The organism is Mycobacterium sp. 23 (genome assembly GCF_048287075.1).
Taxonomy (GTDB): domain Bacteria; phylum Actinomycetota; class Actinomycetes; order Mycobacteriales; family Mycobacteriaceae; genus Mycobacterium; species Mycobacterium gordonae_B.
Genome location: NZ_JBLVUX010000005.1, coordinates 346,041 through 360,930, shown reverse-complemented (window position 1 = coordinate 360,930; position 14,890 = coordinate 346,041). Strand labels below are relative to the sequence as shown.

Here is a 14,890-nt window from a genome sequence, read left to right as displayed (position 1 = left end):
CACTCCTCACCTGTTTTCGAGAATTTCCCGCACCGACAAGGCGTTTCGCACCGCGTGCCCGCCCAGGTCATTGTTGAAGTACATCCACACATCGCGGGCCTCGCCGGTCCACTCGGCGATGCGATCGGCCCAGCACCGCAGTTCGTCGCCCGGGTAGGAGCCGGTGTACATGGCGTCCCCGGCGGGGCCGTGCATGCGGACATACACCAGGTCGGTCGTGGCGCGGGGGATGCACGCCAGCCCGGGCCCGCTCATCACCACGTAGGCGGCACGATGGCGCTCCAGCAGCTCGAAGACCGCGGGATGGTTCCACGACGGGTGCCTCAGCTCCACGGCGGTCCGGATGGACGGCGGCACACCGGCCAGGAAGGAGTCGAGCCGCGCGTCGTCGCGCTGCTGGTCCGGGCGCAATTGCACCAGCAGCACCCCGTGCCGGTCACCCAGCAACTCCCAGCAGCGCTCGAACCGCTCGATCCACGGTCCGGCGGTGGCGAGCCGCCGGTAGTGAGTGAGACCCCGATGCGCCTTCACCGACATGGTGAAGCCGGGCGGCAGCTGATCGCGCCAACCGGCGAACGTCGAGTCCTTGGGCCAACGATAGAAACTGGCGTTCAGCTCGACCGTGTCGAAGACCTCGGCGTACCGGTGCAACCGCCGCGCGGAGGGGAGGCCCGCCGGATACAGCACGCCCGCCCAGTGGTCGTAGGACCACCCGGAAGTGCCGATCCGCACGGTCATCGAACCGTCAACCGGTTAGCTGCAGGCGCACGTCGTCATCCAGCGAGGCACGCACCAGTGCCGCCGCCAACCGCGCGTTGGTGCGCGGCGCGAAGGCCGAAAGCTTGGCCGGGTCAGTGGGAAGCCGCAGCGTTCTGGCGGCGGCGGTGGCGCGGTCGTCGAAGTGCGGGCGCACCCAGGTCCAGACGTCTTGCACCTCGCGCAGGAAGATGTCCGCCCCGGTGTCACCAATGCCCTTGAACTCCTTGAGCATTCGGGCCGCGCGCTGCGGGTCGTGGCCACATCGGCCGGCGATCCGGCGCAGGTCGCCGCCGAAGTCGTCGCGCACGTGCTCGGCGATATCAGTCAGCCGGGTGGCGGAGCTTTCGTCGTAACGGACGTAGTGGGCGCGGCCGAACGCGTCGATCATGGTGCGCCGGTCGGCCGCCAGCACAGCCTTCGGCGTACGCAGGCCTGCCTTGAAGAGTTCTTGCGCGGCGCTCGTGGCGATCGCGGCGTCGATCGGCTTGCTGGCCAGCATGCACAGCACCAGCAGCTGAAACAGCGGCATCGGTTTGTCGGCGAGCCGGATACCGGCCTGCTCCGCGTAGGTGGTGCCGGCCAGCTTGAGCAGCCGCGCTACCCGCTGCTCTGCAGCGTCCATACCGGCGGCGTACCCGCATCGGCAACGGGCAAACGCCGGCCGTCACTTCGGCGGCAGGCTGCGCGCATGATCGGCGCCGCGGGTTACCCAAATGCGAAGTTGGCGTTTGGTTTTCACGCCTTCAGGGGCCACGCGGAGCCAGCCGCGGGTTTCCCGCCCGGCCATCACCATGGGGCTGACGTGCTCGTGTCCGAGCAGCTTGTCGGTGTCTTCCCGCGGGACGCGGACCAGCAGGCCGCCCTGACTGCTGACAGCCACCGCCATGTTTCCGCCGATCAGAAACGCCAGCCCACCGAACATCCGCATCTCGTCGGTCGGCTCGGGAGCCAGCAACTCACGGATCCGGTCGGCGAGGACGGCGTCGTAGGCCACGGCCCGTCAGTCCAGGTCCACTCGGATGGTCAGCAGATCGGTGCCCATCAGGCGCACGACGGCACTGTTGAGCCGAGGCAGATTTCCCAACCGCCGCAAAGGGTCGTCCTCGGGCATCAGGTGCGCGGTCCCGGCGCGCCATTCGCCGTCGATGCGCACCCGGACGGCCGGGTTGGCCTTGAGGTTGCGGACGTAGTCCGAATGTTCGCCGTGCTCGGACACCAACCAGAATTGGTTGTCCACCACGGCGCCGCCCACCGCCGTGAGCCGGGGCTGCCCGGACTTACGGCCCGTCGTTTCCAGCATCGTGACCGGCAGCTTGCGGGCCACCGGATTGACGACCAGCCGTTGTACTCGGTGCACGAACTGCCGTTTAAGGCTCACAATGGTGATTTTGCCACCGGGACCCCGAGCGCGCGCAGCACCCACTCCGGGGAGACGTCGAACGACAACTTCCGCCGCGGAATCGTGCTCAGCACGGGTTCGGGGATCGCGGTTTTGTAGGTGAGAGTCAATCGGCCCGAGAACGCGGGGTCGATCTGGCTGATGTCCGTCTCCAATTCCAAGCCCTCCGCCGAGAAAGCGGCATGGACAGCGCCCTCACCCGCCGCATCCCAGCGCACGTCGATGGCGCGCCCCGCGAGCCTCGGCACCGTTGAGATGGTGCCCACCACCCGCTGCGAGGTGATCGCCAAAGCACCGACGTAGCTGCGGATATTGCCCTGGGAAACCTTGCCGGGCACCGAGCCGGTGAATCGGAAGGTGACGGGGACGAACTCGGCCAGATGGATCAGATTCTCGGTGTCGACTTGTGCCCGCAGGTCTGCGGGCAGCTTGCCGACTCCGAAGAACTTGCGAAAAAACAATGCCATGGCTGGACCTTAAGGCTCCGCACCGCGGAAATTTCACACCAGTTTCGAGGGAGAGACACGAAAACAGCCGCCTCGATTGAGGCGGCTGTTTTCGTTAGTGCTCGCTAGGTGTTGATCGCGACGAAACCAGTGGTGGTGTAGACGCCCCACGCTCCCAGTTCAGCGTTGAACACGACTGGCAGCGCCACGTCGGTTCCCGGCGCGATCCAGGTAGCGGGAAGGCCGTACCGACCCGGGTCGTTGTACTGCCCCGGCGGCGGGAATCCGTTCTGCCCGGGCGGAAGCGGGCTGCCCGGCCCGTTGCAGTTGACACCCGGTCCACCGCTACAGATCGGCTGACCCGGAATGTAGCCCGGTCCCGGCTGCTGCCCGGGCACGTTCGGCCCCGGCACATTCGGTCCCGGGATGTTCGGGCCGGGCACGTTCGGTCCGGGTCCACCCGGGCCGGACGGGTCGGCCTGCGCGAAACCGGCACCGATTCCGAGCGCGGCCGATCCGAGTGCCCCGGTCATCGCGGCAGTGGCTGCAATCCTGTTGAGCTTCATGTGAACTCCTTGTCCTGCGGTGAAACTGCCACGCGGGCAGCGCAACAGCGTTGACGTGTTGTTCAGTTGTTTCCCCCACCGCCCTGTGAGTTACCCGGCGCAGGACGGTGAAAACGTCTTGGCGCGGATTTTTTTCAGGAAGCTCCCAGCCACTTGACAGACTTCAGGCTGCGACCGTGGCCGCGTGTGCCGCGGGTTCCAGGGCCTGCGCGACGATCGCCGCGACATCCGTCATCGGCCGCACGTCGAGCACCTCGAGCACTTCGGCCGGCACGTCGTCCAGATCCGGCTCGTTGCGCGCCGGAATGAACACCGTCGAGAGCCCGGCACGCTGGGCGGCCAGCAACTTCTGCTTGACACCGCCGATCGGCAGCACCCGGCCGTTGAGCGTGACCTCGCCGGTCATCCCGACATCCGAGCGAACCTGGCGCCCGGTGGCCATCGAGACCAGGGCGGTCACCATGGTCACTCCGGCCGACGGACCGTCCTTGGGCACCGCGCCGGCCGGCACGTGCACGTGGATGCGGCGGTCGAGCAGCTTCGGGTCGACACCCAACTCAACGGCGTGCGAGCGCACGTAGGACAGCGCGATCTGCGCCGACTCCTTCATGACGTCACCCAGTTGACCGGTCAATTGCAGACCCGGCTCACCATCGGTGGCGCCGGCCTCGATGTACAGGACATCGCCACCCAGGCCGGTGACGGCCAGGCCGGTGGCCACCCCGGGCACCGCGGTGCGCTCGGCTGATTCCGGCGTGAAGCGCGGGCGGCCCAGGTAGCCGACCAGATCCGGCTCGTCGACGGTGATCGGCTCACTGTCGGCCGCGAGCTTCGTGGTCACCTTGCGCAACGCCTTGGCCAGCAGCCGTTCGAACTGCCGGACTCCCGGCTCGCGGGTGTAGTCCGCCGCGATCTTGCGCAGCGCCTCGTCGGTGACCGTGACCTCGTCCTCGGTCAGCGCCGCCCGATCCCGCTGTCGGGGGAGCAGGTAGTCGCGGGCGATGGCGACCTTGTCATCCTCGGTGTACCCGTCGATCTGCACCAACTCCATGCGGTCCAGCAGCGCCGACGGGATGTTCTCGATCACGTTGGCGGTAGCCAGGAACACCACGTCGGACAGGTCCAGGTCCAGATCCAGATAGTGGTCGCGGAAGGTGTGGTTCTGCGCCGGGTCGAGGACCTCGAGCAGCGCCGCACTCGGGTCGCCCCGGTAGTCGGAGCCGACCTTGTCGATTTCGTCCAGCAGCACAACGGGATTCATCGAACCCGCTTCACCGATGGCCCGCACGACGCGGCCGGGCAGCGCGCCCACATAGGTGCGCCGGTGCCCGCGGATCTCCGCCTCGTCGCGGACGCCACCGAGGGCGACGCGCACGAACTTGCGTCCCAGAGCACGCGCCACGCTCTCGCCCAGCGAGGTCTTGCCGACCCCGGGGGGACCGGCCAGCACCATCACCGCGCCGGAGCCACGGCCGCCCACCAGCTGCAGACCACGTTGGGCACGGCGGGTGCGCACGGCGAGGTATTCGACGATGCGGTCCTTGACGTCGTCCAGCCCGTGGTGGTCGGCGTCCAGAATGGCCCGCGCGCCGGTGAGGTCCGTCGAGTCCTCAGTGCGGACGTTCCAGGGCAGGTCGAGCACGGTGTCCAGCCAGGTGCGGATCCAACCGCTTTCCGGGCTCTGGTCGCTGGCTCGCTCCAGCTTGCCGACCTCGCGCAGCGCGGCCTCGCGCACCTTCTCGGGCAGCTCGGCTGCCTCGACGCGGGCACGGTAGTCCTCAGATCCGTCCGGCTCGTCCTCACCGAGTTCTTTGCGGATTGCGGCCAGCTGTTGGCGCAGCAGGAACTCTTTCTGCGTCTTCTCCATGCCTTCGCGGACGTCTTCGGCGATCTTGTCGTTGACCTCGGTCTCGGCCAGGTGCTCGCCGGTCCACTCGATCAGGACGCGCAGCCGCTCGGCGACATCCACGGTCTCCAGCAATTGCCGCTTCTGCACATCGCTGAGGTATGAGGCGTATCCCGAGGTGTCCGCCAGCGCGGACGGGTCGGTCAGGCTGTTGACGTAGTCGACGATCTGCCAGGCTTCGCGGCGTTGCAGGATCGCCAGCAATACCTTTTTGTATTCGGCTGCCAGCGCCTTGACCTCGTCGGTCACCTCGGTCTCGGCGACCTCGGTCACCTCGACCCACAGCGCCGCGCCGGGTCCCGATGCGCCCGCGCCGATCTGTGCGCGATTCTCACCTCGCACGACGGCGGCACTGCCGCCACCGGGCATCCGTCCCACCTGCAGGATCTTCGCGATCACCCCGTGCGAGGGGTACCGGTCGTCCAACCGGGGCGCGATCAGTAACTGCCCCGAATCGCTTGCCCGTGCAGCGTCTATTGCCGCTCGTGCGGCGTCGTCCAGTGCAATCGGCACCACCATCCCGGGCAAAACGATGGTGTCGGTAACGAACAGCACGGGAACCGATGTGGCTTCAGCCATCAATCCTCCAAAAGTTGAGTCTGCTTCGCTAAACCCAGGCGGGCGCCGATTTGTTCCTAATGCGGGGCCGTACCGCGCGATAATCGGGTGGTGCCGCTCACACCTGACCCCGAGATCCTCGAATCGGCAGCGAGAGAGCTCGGCCCGAAGGCTGCGGTCACCTTCCTGGTCGGCGACGACGCGGTGACCTATTCCGTCGCCGATAAGACCATCCGCGTCGATGCGACACCGGCGGACAGCCCCGTGGTGGTTCGCCTGTCCCGGCAGGCCTGGGCCGACCTGGTGGGTCAGGTTCGCACCGCCATCAACCTGCTGCTCAGCAATGAACTCGTTTTCGAGCGGGGAGGATTCGAGCAGCTGGCCGACTGGGACCCGATCCTGCGGTACCTGCACGCCGGGGTACCGCCGTACGACCCGGCCCGCGCCGATTTTCACGGCCGCGACCCGGCCGCCACCTTCACCCTCGACGCCGATGACGCCGAACTGGCCGCCCAGCTGCGGACCATGGGTTATCTGCACGTCAAGTCGGTGTTCAGTGCCGAGGAAATGCGGGCGGCCAACCACGAGGTGGGCCGGCTGGCGGCACAAGCCCGGCCAGGAGACGACGAGTCCTGGTGGGTGACCGCCGGCGAAGGGGTGAGCGTGCTGTGCCGGTTGGTGTATGCGACGTTGCGCTCACCGGCGCTTGCCGCGCTGGAAGATGATCCGCGGGTGCGCAGGCTCGGCACCCTGATCGACCCCGCGCTGCGCGCGGCTCCCGATCGGATGGAAGGCAGCGCGGTGCTGCTCAAAGTGCCGGGCAAAACCAGTGGGCTGTCCAACATTCCGTGGCACCAGGACTGCGGTATGGGTGGCCACGCGATCATGTGCCCGGCGGTCAGCGTCGGTATCCAGCTCACCGGGTCGGACTCTTCGACCGGCAACTTGCAGGTGGTACCCGGCAGTCACGGCCAGGCCATCCATTACCGGTGGGAGCAGCGCCTCGATCGGGTTCCGGTGGTCAGCATCGACACCGCGCCGGGTGACGTCACCGTGCACATTCAGGACCTGATGCACGCCTCACCTGAGCCGACCGGCGCCGGTGGGCGGCGCACCATGTATGTCACGCACTATCCGCCGGCGCTGTTCGACCACGTCGGGCCGGGTCAGGCCTTCAACGACCTGGTTCGCAACCGCGTTATCGCGGCGCCAGTCGTCTCAGCTGAGTGACGTGCCTGGGCGAAAGTTCTTGCAGGCAGGTCACACCCAGCAAACCCATGGTGCGGATGATCCCGCTCTGCAGAATGTCGATCGCCCGCCGGACACCCGCTTCACCACCGGCCATCAACCCATATAGGTAGGCGCGCCCGACCAGCGTGCAGCGCGCCCCCAGGGCGATCGCCGCGACGATGTCGGCGCCGGACATGATGCCGGTGTCTACCAGGATCTCGGTGTCGCCGCCCAGTTCGCGGGCCACCGCGGGCAGGAGATGGAACGGCACCGGCGCCCGATCGAGTTGGCGCCCACCGTGATTGGACAAGACGATCCCGTCCACGCCCCGGTCGACGACAGCGCGGGCGTCGTCGAGCGTCTGAATGCCCTTGACGACGAGCTTGCCCGGCCACCTCGACTTGATCCAGGCCAGGTCGTCGAAGGTGACGCTCGGGTCGAACATGGTGTTCAGGTATTCGCCGACGGTGCCCGACCACCGGTCAAGGGACGCAAACGACAGCGGTTCGGTGGTCAGCAGGTCGAACCACCAGTGCGGATGCGGCACGGCATCCAGCACGGTGCGCACCGTCAACGCCGGTGGGATCGACATTCCGTTGCGCACATCACGCAACCTGGCTCCGGCCACCGGAACGTCCACCGTCACCAGCATGGTGTCGAAGCCTGCGTCGGCCGCCCGCCGCACCAGCTCCATCGACCGCTCGCGATCACGCCACATGTAGAGCTGAAACCACTTGCGTCCCTGCGGGGCGGCGGCCACCAGGTCTTCGATGGCGGTAGTCCCCAGCGTGGACAGCGAGAACGGAATGCCGGCCGAGGCCGCGGCCCGGGCCCCGGCGATCTCACCCGCGGTGTGCATCAAACGGGTGAATCCGGTCGGTGCGATCCCGAACGGCAGGGCCACCGGTTGGCCCAGCACGTCCCAACCTGCCGTCACATCGGTCACGTCGCGCAGAATGGTCGGATGAAACTCTATGTCGCGGAACGCTTGTCGAGCCCGCGCGATGGACAGCTCGTCCTCGGCGGCGCCGTCGGTGTAGTCGAAGGCCGCCTTCGGGGTGCGCCGCTTGGCGATACGGCGGAGGTCCTCGATGGTCAGCGCGGCGTCCAACCGCCGTCTGGTGCGATCGAACTGGGGCTTCTTGAATTGCAGCAACGGAGCCAGGTCCCGCACTCTGGGCACCTGCCGCTTGACCGTCATCGCTTCATCTAACCAGTGTGCGACCGTGGAGAGATGTCTGATTTGCAGCGCTTCGTGGACGCGCAGGACCGGGTGTACGACAACGTGCTGGACGAACTGCGGGCCGGGCGCAAACGCAGTCACTGGATGTGGTTCGTGTTCCCGCAGATTCGCGGACTGGGCAGCAGCCCTACCGCCCAGCACTACGGAATCGCCTCACTCGAGGAAGCCCGGGCCTACCTGGACCACCCGGTGCTGGGGCCACGACTGCGCGAGTGCGTGGCTCTGGTCAACGCGGTCGAAGGCCGCTCGGCGGAGCAGGTCTTCGGTTGGCCCGACGACCTCAAGCTGCGTTCGTCGGTGACGCTGTTCGCCCACGCCACCGATGACAATGGGGACTTCCTGGCGTTGCTCGACGAGTACTACGGCGGGGAGCAGGATCCGCTGACGCTGGAGCGCTTGGGCTAGGGACGCAGAATCCGCCAGCCGTGCGGTTCGATCTCCACGGTGTCGACGACCTCGTCCGGAGGCGCCGTCGAGCCGGCGATCAGGCGGGCGCGCGGCGTGCCGAGCTTCGGTAGCGACAGCCGCAGCGGCCCGTCGTCGATGTTGAGGGCGACCAGCAGCGCGTCCTGGCCGCTGCGGGTTTCGTAAACGTAATGCTTGTTTTCCAGGCGCACGGCGCTTGTCGTCGCCCGGTGCAACCAGGGGTGGCGGCGGCGCAATCCGACCAGGTACTGGTAGAGAGCCCAGACTTCGGCTCCGGATTGGTCCAAAGAGATTGGGGGAGCAGGAAACTCGGGACGTACCGCGTCGTCACCGCCGTACCTTTCTTCCTTGACTCCGCGGAAACCGAATTCGTCGCCGGCATAGATGGTGGGCACCCCGCCGATCGTCAGCAGGATCACCAGCGCGTGGGCCGGGTGAGCGGGGTTTTCGAGGCGGCTGGCGATCCGGGTGACGTCGTGGTTGCCGATGAATGTCTGCGGCACAAAGGTTTCCAGAAAGTCGTTGTGCCGCTGCAGCGCATGGTCCAGCTCGAAGAAATTGCCGTCGTTGAGACTGCTCCAGACGGCCTTCCACAGCTCGTACTGGGTGGCGGAGTCGAACCGCGCCGACTCGACGACCGCGGCGTAGTCGCCGTGGATCAACTCGCCGACGAACCACGCGTCTGGGTGGCGCTCGCGGACCTTGGGCAGCACCTGCGCCCAGAACCGTTGCGGCACGGTGTAAGCCGCATCAAGACGCCAACCGTCGGCACCGCGCTCGAGCCAGTGTGACATGACGTCGATGACGTAGTCGGCGACCGCCGGGTCTTTGTGGTTCAGGGTGATCAACTCAGCATGGCCCTCGAAGTTGTCGCCACTGAACCAGTGCGCCGATTCCGGGTCGCCATAGCGCGCGAAGTCCGCACCGACGTGATTGAAGACGCCGTCCAGCAGCACGCGCAGGCCCCGTTGCCGGGCCTGCTCGATGAGATAGGCGAAGTCGGCGTCGTCACCTAGGCGCGGGTCGATCCGGAAGTGATCGGTGGTGTCGTAGCCATGGGTGCGCGAGTGAAAGATCGGTCCCAGTGCGACGCCGGATGCGCCGAGCGCGATCGCGTGGTCGAACCAGTCGACGAGCCGGCGCAGCCGGTGTTCCCCGGGTCCGGCGGGGCTTCCGAAGGGTAGGCCCCGACGAAGCCCAGGGGATACACCTGCCACCAGATCGAGTGCTCGATCCAGGAGGGTCCGGTCACCTTGGTGATCAGCCGACTGCCGCCAATGTCTGGGCCGCGCTTATTGCCTGTGCCACACCGGAAACGATAGCGGCGACCTTGAGCGCCTCGAGAATGGCCTCGCGGCCCACTCCCGACTCGCGCAACGTGTGCTCGTGGGCAACCACGCAGTGACCGCACCCGTTGATCGAGGACACCGCGAAGCTCCAGAGCTCGAAGTTGGCCTTGTCCACACCGGGATTGCCGATGATGTTCATCCGCAGCCCCGCGCGCAGATCGTCGTAGGCCCCTTCCAGAAAGCCGCGGCCCCGGTAGAACACGTTGTTCATTCCCATGATGGACGCGGCTCCCAGGGCGGCGTTGTAGGCCTGCTCAGAGAGTGTGTCGGCCGCTTCGGCGCCGATCTCGCCCAGCACTTGGGCGTTGCGGCTCGCCGCGGCACACGCCAGCAGCGTGCCCCACAACTGCTCTTCGTTCAGCACCGTCGTGCGGACGATGGAGCCGAGGTTGAGCTTGAGGTCCTTGGCGTATTCGGGCAGGGCGGCTTTGAGATTCTCGACGCTCATCAGGCCTCCTTACGCCGAAGCCTTCAGCAGCTCGCCGGCGTCGATCGTCGGGTCACCCTTGCGCCAGTTGCACGCGCACAACTCATCCGACTGCAGCGCGTCCAGCACCCGCAGCACCTCGTCGACGTTACGCCCCACGGAACCGGCCGTGGCAGAGACGAATTGGATCTCGTTGTTCGGGTCGACGATGAAGGTGACGCGGTCGGCGACTCCGTCGGCGTTGAGCACCCCGGTGGCCTGGGACAGTTCCCGCTTGATGTCAGACAGCATCGGGAAAGGCAGCTTCTTGAGATCCTCGTGCTGCGCCCGCCATTGGAAGTGCACGAACTCGCTGTCGATCGAGACGCCCAGCACCTGCGCGTCGCGGTCCTCGAACTCGTCGTTCAGCTTGCCGAAGGCGGCGATCTCGGTGGGGCACACGAAGGTGAAGTCCTTGGGCCAGAAGAACACGATGCGCCACTTGCCCGGGTGATCGTCACTGGTGATGGTGGTGAAGTAGTCGCCCGGCTGCTGCGCGTCGACCTTGGACAGGTCACCGCCGATGAGTGCGGTCAACTGGTATGCCGGGAATTGCTGGCCAATCGTCAACAAAGACATATCGCTCCTTATCTGGATTCATTCAAGATTAGATGCTCTGCGACCATGGTGCCCCGGGTTCGCTTTGAAGTAAAGGTGATTTGTCGCACTACACTGATAGGTATGCCCGATAAGAGTTTTCAACCCACCCTGGCCGGCCTGCGGGCCTTCGTGGCGGTCGCGCAGAAACAGCATTTCGGCAGCGCCGCAACGACTCTCGGCGTCAGCCAATCGACGTTATCGCAGGCGCTCGCGACGCTCGAGACCGGGCTGGGCACCAACCTCGTCGAGCGTTCCACCCGCCGGGTTCGCATCACGGCCGAAGGCGAACAGCTACTGCCGCTGGCCCGCGCTGTCGTCGACGCGGCCGAATCGTTCACCCGCGCTGCCGCCGGTGCCGGCGATCCGCTGGCCGGCACGATCCGGCTCGGCCTGATCCCGACGGTGGCGCCCTACGTGCTGCCCGCCGTTCTGGCCGGGCTGCCGCGGCGCCTGCCCGACCTGACACTGCGGGTCGTCGAGGACAAGACCGAGCGCCTGCTCGGCCTGCTGCGCGACGGCGCGCTGGACGCGGCGCTGATCGCGCTGCCCGCCGACTCGGCGGGTCTCACCGCCATTGCCATGTACGACGAGGATTTCGTCTTGGCACTGCCTCCCGGACATGCACTGTCGGGCCGGCAGCGGGTGCCCGCCGCGGTGCTGGCGGAGTTGCCGCTGCTACTGCTGGATGAGGGCCACTGTCTGCGCGACCAGGCGCTGGACGCGTGCCGGGAGGCCGGGGTGCGGGCCGAGCCGGTTGACACCCGGGCGGCTTCGCTGGCGACGGCCGTGCAGTGCGTGGCCGGAGGATTGGGCGTGACACTGATCCCGCAGACCGCCGTCGCGGTCGAAACCGCGCGCAGCAGTGTCGGTCTCGCCCGGTTCGCCGCACCGCGCCCGCACCGGCGGATCGGTCTGGTGTTTCGTTCCACATCCGGCCGCGACGAGTCCTATCGGCGGCTGGCCGGGATCATCGCCGAACTGATCAGGGGTTAGGTTCGCCTGATGGAGAAAGTCATCGCTGTGCTGCGGCGGGCCGAATACGACGACGACTGGTGCGCGCGCCTTCGTGGACCGGTGGCCACCGAACTGTCGGAACTGGGCCTGCCCGGGCTGACGGTGAACGTCCGCGACAGCGCGGTGCGCGACTCGCTGATGACGTTGACGACTCTGGATCCGCCGGTTGCCGCCGTGGTGAGCGTGTGGACGCAGCAATGCTACGGCGAGCAGATGTCGGCGGCCCTTCGGGTACTGGCCGCCGAATGCGGGCAACTTGCGGCCTACCTGGTCACCGAGTCGGTTCCGATGCCGGGGCCGGTGGTCGAATCACGGCACCGCACACCGGGTTTGGCGAATGTCGCGCTGCTGCGGCGGCCGCCGGACCTGGATCAGGCGACCTGGCTCGACCGGTGGCAACTGAACCATACCCAGGTGGCCATCGAGACCCAGTCCACCTTCGGCTACACCCAGAACTGGGTGGTGCGGGCGCTCACCCCGGACGCTCCGGGAATCTCGGCCATCGTCGAGGAGTTGTTCCCACTGGAGGCGGTCTCCGACTTGAAAGCGTTTTTCGGCGCCGACGACGACGACGACCTGCAGCACCGGGTGGGCCGGATGGTGGCCAGCACTTCGGCCTTCGGCGCCAACCAGAACATCGACACGGTGCCCACCAGTCGTTACGTGGTCAGGACGCCGTTCCGGGAAGGGTGAAGCAGATGACGACAGTTCAGGATGCGGTGGCGCTGGCGGCGTCCGAAAGTGGACTCGCGGTGATATCCACGGTCCGCGCCGACTGCAGCGTGCAGGCGTCGCTGGTGAATGTCGGACTCCTGCCCCACCCGGCCGGGGGAGAGCCCGTGCTCGGGTTCACCACCTACGGCAAGGTCAAGCTGGCCAACCTGAGGGCACGGCCACAGCTGGCGGTCACGTTCCGCAACGGGTGGCAATGGGCCACCGTCGAAGGCCGCGCGGAATTGGCCGGCCCCGACGACGCGCAGACCTGGCTGTCCGATCCCGACCAGTTGAGACTGTTGCTCCGCGACGTTTTCACGGCGGCCGGTGGCACCCACGACGATTGGGACGAGTACGACCGTGTCATGGCCGAGGAGCGGCGTGCCGTGGTGCTGATCAGTCCGACCCGCGTGTACAGCAACCGATAGGCTTCCTGTTCGTGACGCTGCTGATCGAAGACGACAACCGGGTCCGCACTCTCACCTTGAACCGGCCTGAGGCCCTCAACGCGTTCAACGAAGCCCTGTACGACGCCACCGCCCAGGCACTGCTGGATGCCGCCGCGGATCCCGAGGTCGCCGTCGTGCTGCTGACCGGCGCGGGCCGCGCATTCAGCGCCGGTACCGACCTGGCCGACATGCAGGCGATGATTTCCGACCCCGCCTTCACGCCCGGAAAGTACGGTTTCCGGGGCCTGATCGAGGCGCTCAGCGCCTTTCCGAAGCCGCTGATCTGCGCCGTCAACGGCATCGGGCTGGGTATCGGGACCACCGTCCTCGGCTATGCCGACCTCGCCTTCATGTCGACGACCGCACGGTTGAAGTGCCCGTTCACCAGCTTGGGCGTGGCACCCGAAGCGGCGTCTTCCTATCTGCTGCCGCAGTTGATCGGCCGGCAGAACGCAGCGTGGCTGTTGATGTCCTCGGAGTGGGTGGACGCCCAGGAGGCGCTGAGGATGGGACTGGTGTGGCGGGTCTGTGAGCCCGACGAGCTACTGTCCGAGGCCCGCCGGCACGCCGACGTCCTTGCCGCGCGGCCGATTTCGAGCCTGATGGCGGTCAAGCACACGATGGTCGAACCGACCCGTCCGGAGATCGCGGCCGCGACGGCACGGGAAAATGCGCATTTCGCCGAACTGATGGGCGCGCAGGCCAACGCTGCGGCGCTCGCGGAATTCGGGAACCGGCGGCGCTAGGCGGATGAAGCGGGCTGTAGTTCAGCCTGATTGACGCGGGCGGCGGAGATGATGGCCCGCAGCGTGCGCCGGCAACGCCCACAGTCGCCTCCGGCCCCGCACAATGCGGCGACTTCCTTGGAGGTCGACGCGCCCCGTGCGACGGCTTCACACACCGTTTGATTGGTGGCTCCGACGCACAAGCACACGTACATCAGCAGACACCACCCGCAGCTGCGGAGTAAGCGTAGTGTGTGCTCATATTAGTGGAGTCTAACCTAAGTCAGTTAGCCGAGTCTAACCTAAGTTAAAACCGGTGATCATGATTGCGCCGCGGCGGGACGCGCCGACGGCGCAGTTAAGCGTGGGCTCACTTGCCTTTACTGCACTAGATTGAAATCGGCACCCGACGGTGCCGCACTACCCCGCACGGCGTGCTCCAGCCCGGCGCGCCCGCGCGGATCGACTGACAGCCTTCACACCGTAGGAGTGACCATGCAAGGCGATCCAGACGTGCTGCGACTGCTCAACGAGCAGCTGACCAGCGAGCTCACGGCCATCAACCAGTACTTCCTGCACTCGAAAATGCAGGACAACTGGGGATTCACCGAACTTGCTTCGCACACGCGCGCGGAATCGTTCGACGAGATGCGGCACGCCGAGGCGATCACCGATCGCATCCTGTTGCTCGACGGGCTGCCGAATTACCAGCGCATCTTCTCCCTACGCATCGGCCAGACGTTGCGCGAGCAATTCGAGGCCGACCTCGCAATCGAATACGAAGTGCTGAACCGACTCAAGCCGGGCATCATCATGTGCCGCGAGAAGCAGGACAGCACCAGCGCAATTCTGCTGGAAGGGATTGTGGCTGATGAGGAATCGCATGTGGACTACCTCGAGACCCAGCTGGAGTTGATGGACAAGCTCGGCGAGGAGCTCTACTCGGCCCAGTGCGTCTCCCGTCCGCCGAAATAACCATTACGGCTCGCCGGCGCCGCACGCTGGATTGAATCAGCCCGATCGGGGGCATTCACACAGCT

At 66.6% G+C, this 14,890-nt stretch carries 18 protein-coding genes and 1 pseudogene; 7 read left to right on the top strand and 12 right to left on the bottom strand.

Features of this window, described 5'->3' with window-relative positions; all coding sequences use genetic code 11:
* Window positions 1-6 precede the first annotated feature (6 nt).
* The 7 genes from ACNQS7_RS03155 to lon all read right to left on the bottom strand — a co-directional run bounded on the left by ACNQS7_RS03155 (window position 7) and on the right by lon (window position 5,655).
* Window positions 7-738 carry a DUF72 domain-containing protein gene (locus ACNQS7_RS03155; protein ID WP_418011390.1) on the bottom strand — a complete coding sequence of 244 codons (732 nt, stop codon included), beginning with the start codon at window positions 736-738 and terminating at the stop codon, window positions 7-9.
* Window positions 739-745: 7 nt separating this feature from the next.
* Window positions 746-1,381 carry an endonuclease gene (locus ACNQS7_RS03150; protein WP_418011389.1) on the bottom strand — a complete coding sequence of 212 codons (636 nt, stop codon included), beginning with the start codon at window positions 1,379-1,381 and terminating at the stop codon, window positions 746-748.
* 42 nt (window positions 1,382-1,423) lie between these two features.
* Entirely contained in the window at window positions 1,424-1,753 is a 330-nt protein-coding gene (locus tag ACNQS7_RS03145; RefSeq protein WP_418011388.1) for a TfoX/Sxy family protein, read from the bottom strand.
* Between the two features lie 6 nt (window positions 1,754-1,759).
* A complete protein-coding gene (locus tag ACNQS7_RS03140) occupies window positions 1,760-2,137 on the bottom strand; it encodes a nitroreductase family deazaflavin-dependent oxidoreductase (protein WP_418011387.1) in 378 nt (125 codons plus the stop codon).
* On the bottom strand, window positions 2,134-2,625 hold the full coding sequence (locus ACNQS7_RS03135) for a hypothetical protein (protein WP_418011386.1): 492 nt from the start codon (window positions 2,623-2,625) through the stop codon (window positions 2,134-2,136). Before ACNQS7_RS03135 ends, ACNQS7_RS03140 begins: the two co-directional genes overlap by 4 nt.
* A 104-nt stretch (window positions 2,626-2,729) precedes the next feature.
* On the bottom strand, window positions 2,730-3,170 hold the full coding sequence (locus ACNQS7_RS03130; protein WP_418011385.1) for a hypothetical protein: 441 nt from the start codon (window positions 3,168-3,170) through the stop codon (window positions 2,730-2,732).
* A gap of 163 nt (window positions 3,171-3,333) precedes the next feature.
* Complete coding sequence (lon, locus tag ACNQS7_RS03125) at window positions 3,334-5,655, bottom strand: endopeptidase La (protein WP_418011384.1); 2,322 nt, start codon at window positions 5,653-5,655, stop codon at window positions 3,334-3,336.
* A 90-nt stretch (window positions 5,656-5,745) separates the two neighbouring features.
* Here lon and ACNQS7_RS03120 point away from each other — a divergent pair, with 90 nt between their 5' ends.
* On the top strand, window positions 5,746-6,864 hold the full coding sequence (locus ACNQS7_RS03120) for a phytanoyl-CoA dioxygenase family protein (protein WP_418011383.1): 1,119 nt from the start codon (window positions 5,746-5,748) through the stop codon (window positions 6,862-6,864).
* Here the strand turns inward: ACNQS7_RS03120 and ACNQS7_RS03115 are convergent.
* Complete coding sequence (locus ACNQS7_RS03115) at window positions 6,833-8,065, bottom strand: alpha-hydroxy acid oxidase (protein WP_418011382.1); 1,233 nt, start codon at window positions 8,063-8,065, stop codon at window positions 6,833-6,835. The two genes, ACNQS7_RS03120 and ACNQS7_RS03115, sit on opposite strands and share 32 nt — an antisense overlap.
* 33 nt (window positions 8,066-8,098) lie before the next feature.
* On the opposite strand from ACNQS7_RS03115, the gene ACNQS7_RS03110 reads away from it, so the two are divergent.
* Window positions 8,099-8,512 (top strand): DUF1810 domain-containing protein, encoded by a 414-nt coding sequence (locus ACNQS7_RS03110; RefSeq protein ID WP_418011381.1) that lies wholly within the window; start codon window positions 8,099-8,101, stop codon window positions 8,510-8,512.
* Here ACNQS7_RS03110 and ACNQS7_RS03105 read toward each other — a convergent pair.
* The 3 genes and pseudogenes from ACNQS7_RS03105 to ACNQS7_RS03095 all read right to left on the bottom strand — a co-directional run bounded on the left by ACNQS7_RS03105 (window position 8,509) and on the right by ACNQS7_RS03095 (window position 10,927).
* Window positions 8,509-9,797 (bottom strand): annotated as a pseudogene (locus tag ACNQS7_RS03105) (alpha-amylase family protein). The gene ACNQS7_RS03110 and the pseudogene ACNQS7_RS03105 sit on opposite strands and share 4 nt — an antisense overlap.
* Window positions 9,794-10,330 carry an alkyl hydroperoxide reductase gene (locus tag ACNQS7_RS03100; protein ID WP_418011380.1) on the bottom strand — a complete coding sequence of 179 codons (537 nt, stop codon included), beginning with the start codon at window positions 10,328-10,330 and terminating at the stop codon, window positions 9,794-9,796. The pseudogene ACNQS7_RS03105 and the gene ACNQS7_RS03100 overlap by 4 nt, the downstream one beginning before the upstream one ends.
* 9 nt (window positions 10,331-10,339) lie before the next feature.
* Window positions 10,340-10,927: a peroxiredoxin gene (locus tag ACNQS7_RS03095; RefSeq protein ID WP_055578943.1), complete on the bottom strand. Its 588-nt coding sequence runs from the start codon at window positions 10,925-10,927 to the stop codon at window positions 10,340-10,342.
* A 102-nt stretch (window positions 10,928-11,029) separates the two neighbouring features.
* Between ACNQS7_RS03095 and ACNQS7_RS03090 the strand changes: the two genes are divergently transcribed.
* The 4 genes from ACNQS7_RS03090 to ACNQS7_RS03075 are packed head-to-tail and all read left to right on the top strand — an operon-like array spanning window position 11,030 to window position 13,871.
* Complete coding sequence (locus tag ACNQS7_RS03090) at window positions 11,030-11,941, top strand: hydrogen peroxide-inducible genes activator (protein WP_418011379.1); 912 nt, start codon at window positions 11,030-11,032, stop codon at window positions 11,939-11,941.
* 9 nt (window positions 11,942-11,950) lie between these two features.
* Entirely contained in the window at window positions 11,951-12,655 is a 705-nt protein-coding gene (locus tag ACNQS7_RS03085) for a hypothetical protein (protein ID WP_418011378.1), read from the top strand.
* A gap of 5 nt (window positions 12,656-12,660) precedes the next feature.
* A complete protein-coding gene (locus ACNQS7_RS03080; protein ID WP_418011377.1) occupies window positions 12,661-13,104 on the top strand; it encodes a TIGR03618 family F420-dependent PPOX class oxidoreductase in 444 nt (147 codons plus the stop codon).
* An 11-nt stretch (window positions 13,105-13,115) separates the two neighbouring features.
* Complete coding sequence (locus ACNQS7_RS03075; RefSeq protein ID WP_418011376.1) at window positions 13,116-13,871, top strand: enoyl-CoA hydratase/isomerase family protein; 756 nt, start codon at window positions 13,116-13,118, stop codon at window positions 13,869-13,871.
* Here the strand turns inward: ACNQS7_RS03075 and ACNQS7_RS03070 are convergent.
* Entirely contained in the window at window positions 13,868-14,065 is a 198-nt protein-coding gene (locus tag ACNQS7_RS03070) for a (2Fe-2S)-binding protein (RefSeq protein ID WP_082658695.1), read from the bottom strand. The two genes, ACNQS7_RS03075 and ACNQS7_RS03070, sit on opposite strands and share 4 nt — an antisense overlap.
* Window positions 14,066-14,345: 280 nt before the next feature.
* Here ACNQS7_RS03070 and bfr point away from each other — a divergent pair, with 280 nt between their 5' ends.
* Window positions 14,346-14,825: a bacterioferritin gene (bfr, locus tag ACNQS7_RS03065; protein WP_055578964.1), complete on the top strand. Its 480-nt coding sequence runs from the start codon at window positions 14,346-14,348 to the stop codon at window positions 14,823-14,825.
* Window positions 14,826-14,890 lie beyond the last annotated feature (65 nt).

Coding starts and splice junctions, on each gene's coding strand:
- ACNQS7_RS03100 (WP_418011380.1), bottom strand. CDS start 10,330: ATGAGCGTCGAGAATCTCAAAGCCGCCCTGCCCGAATACGCCAAGGAC.
- ACNQS7_RS03070 (WP_082658695.1), bottom strand. CDS start 14,065: ATGTACGTGTGCTTGTGCGTCGGAGCCACCAATCAAACGGTGTGTGAA.
- ACNQS7_RS03090 (WP_418011379.1), top strand. CDS start 11,030: ATGCCCGATAAGAGTTTTCAACCCACCCTGGCCGGCCTGCGGGCCTTC.
- ACNQS7_RS03155 (WP_418011390.1), bottom strand. CDS start 738: ATGACCGTGCGGATCGGCACTTCCGGGTGGTCCTACGACCACTGGGCG.
- ACNQS7_RS03080 (WP_418011377.1), top strand. CDS start 12,661: ATGACGACAGTTCAGGATGCGGTGGCGCTGGCGGCGTCCGAAAGTGGA.
- ACNQS7_RS03095 (WP_055578943.1), bottom strand. CDS start 10,927: ATGTCTTTGTTGACGATTGGCCAGCAATTCCCGGCATACCAGTTGACC.
- ACNQS7_RS03150 (WP_418011389.1), bottom strand. CDS start 1,381: ATGGACGCTGCAGAGCAGCGGGTAGCGCGGCTGCTCAAGCTGGCCGGC.
- bfr (WP_055578964.1), top strand. CDS start 14,346: ATGCAAGGCGATCCAGACGTGCTGCGACTGCTCAACGAGCAGCTGACC.
- ACNQS7_RS03130 (WP_418011385.1), bottom strand. CDS start 3,170: ATGAAGCTCAACAGGATTGCAGCCACTGCCGCGATGACCGGGGCACTC.
- lon (WP_418011384.1), bottom strand. CDS start 5,655: ATGGCTGAAGCCACATCGGTTCCCGTGCTGTTCGTTACCGACACCATC.
- ACNQS7_RS03085 (WP_418011378.1), top strand. CDS start 11,951: ATGGAGAAAGTCATCGCTGTGCTGCGGCGGGCCGAATACGACGACGAC.
- ACNQS7_RS03110 (WP_418011381.1), top strand. CDS start 8,099: ATGTCTGATTTGCAGCGCTTCGTGGACGCGCAGGACCGGGTGTACGAC.
- ACNQS7_RS03135 (WP_418011386.1), bottom strand. CDS start 2,625: ATGGCATTGTTTTTTCGCAAGTTCTTCGGAGTCGGCAAGCTGCCCGCA.
- ACNQS7_RS03115 (WP_418011382.1), bottom strand. CDS start 8,065: ATGACGGTCAAGCGGCAGGTGCCCAGAGTGCGGGACCTGGCTCCGTTG.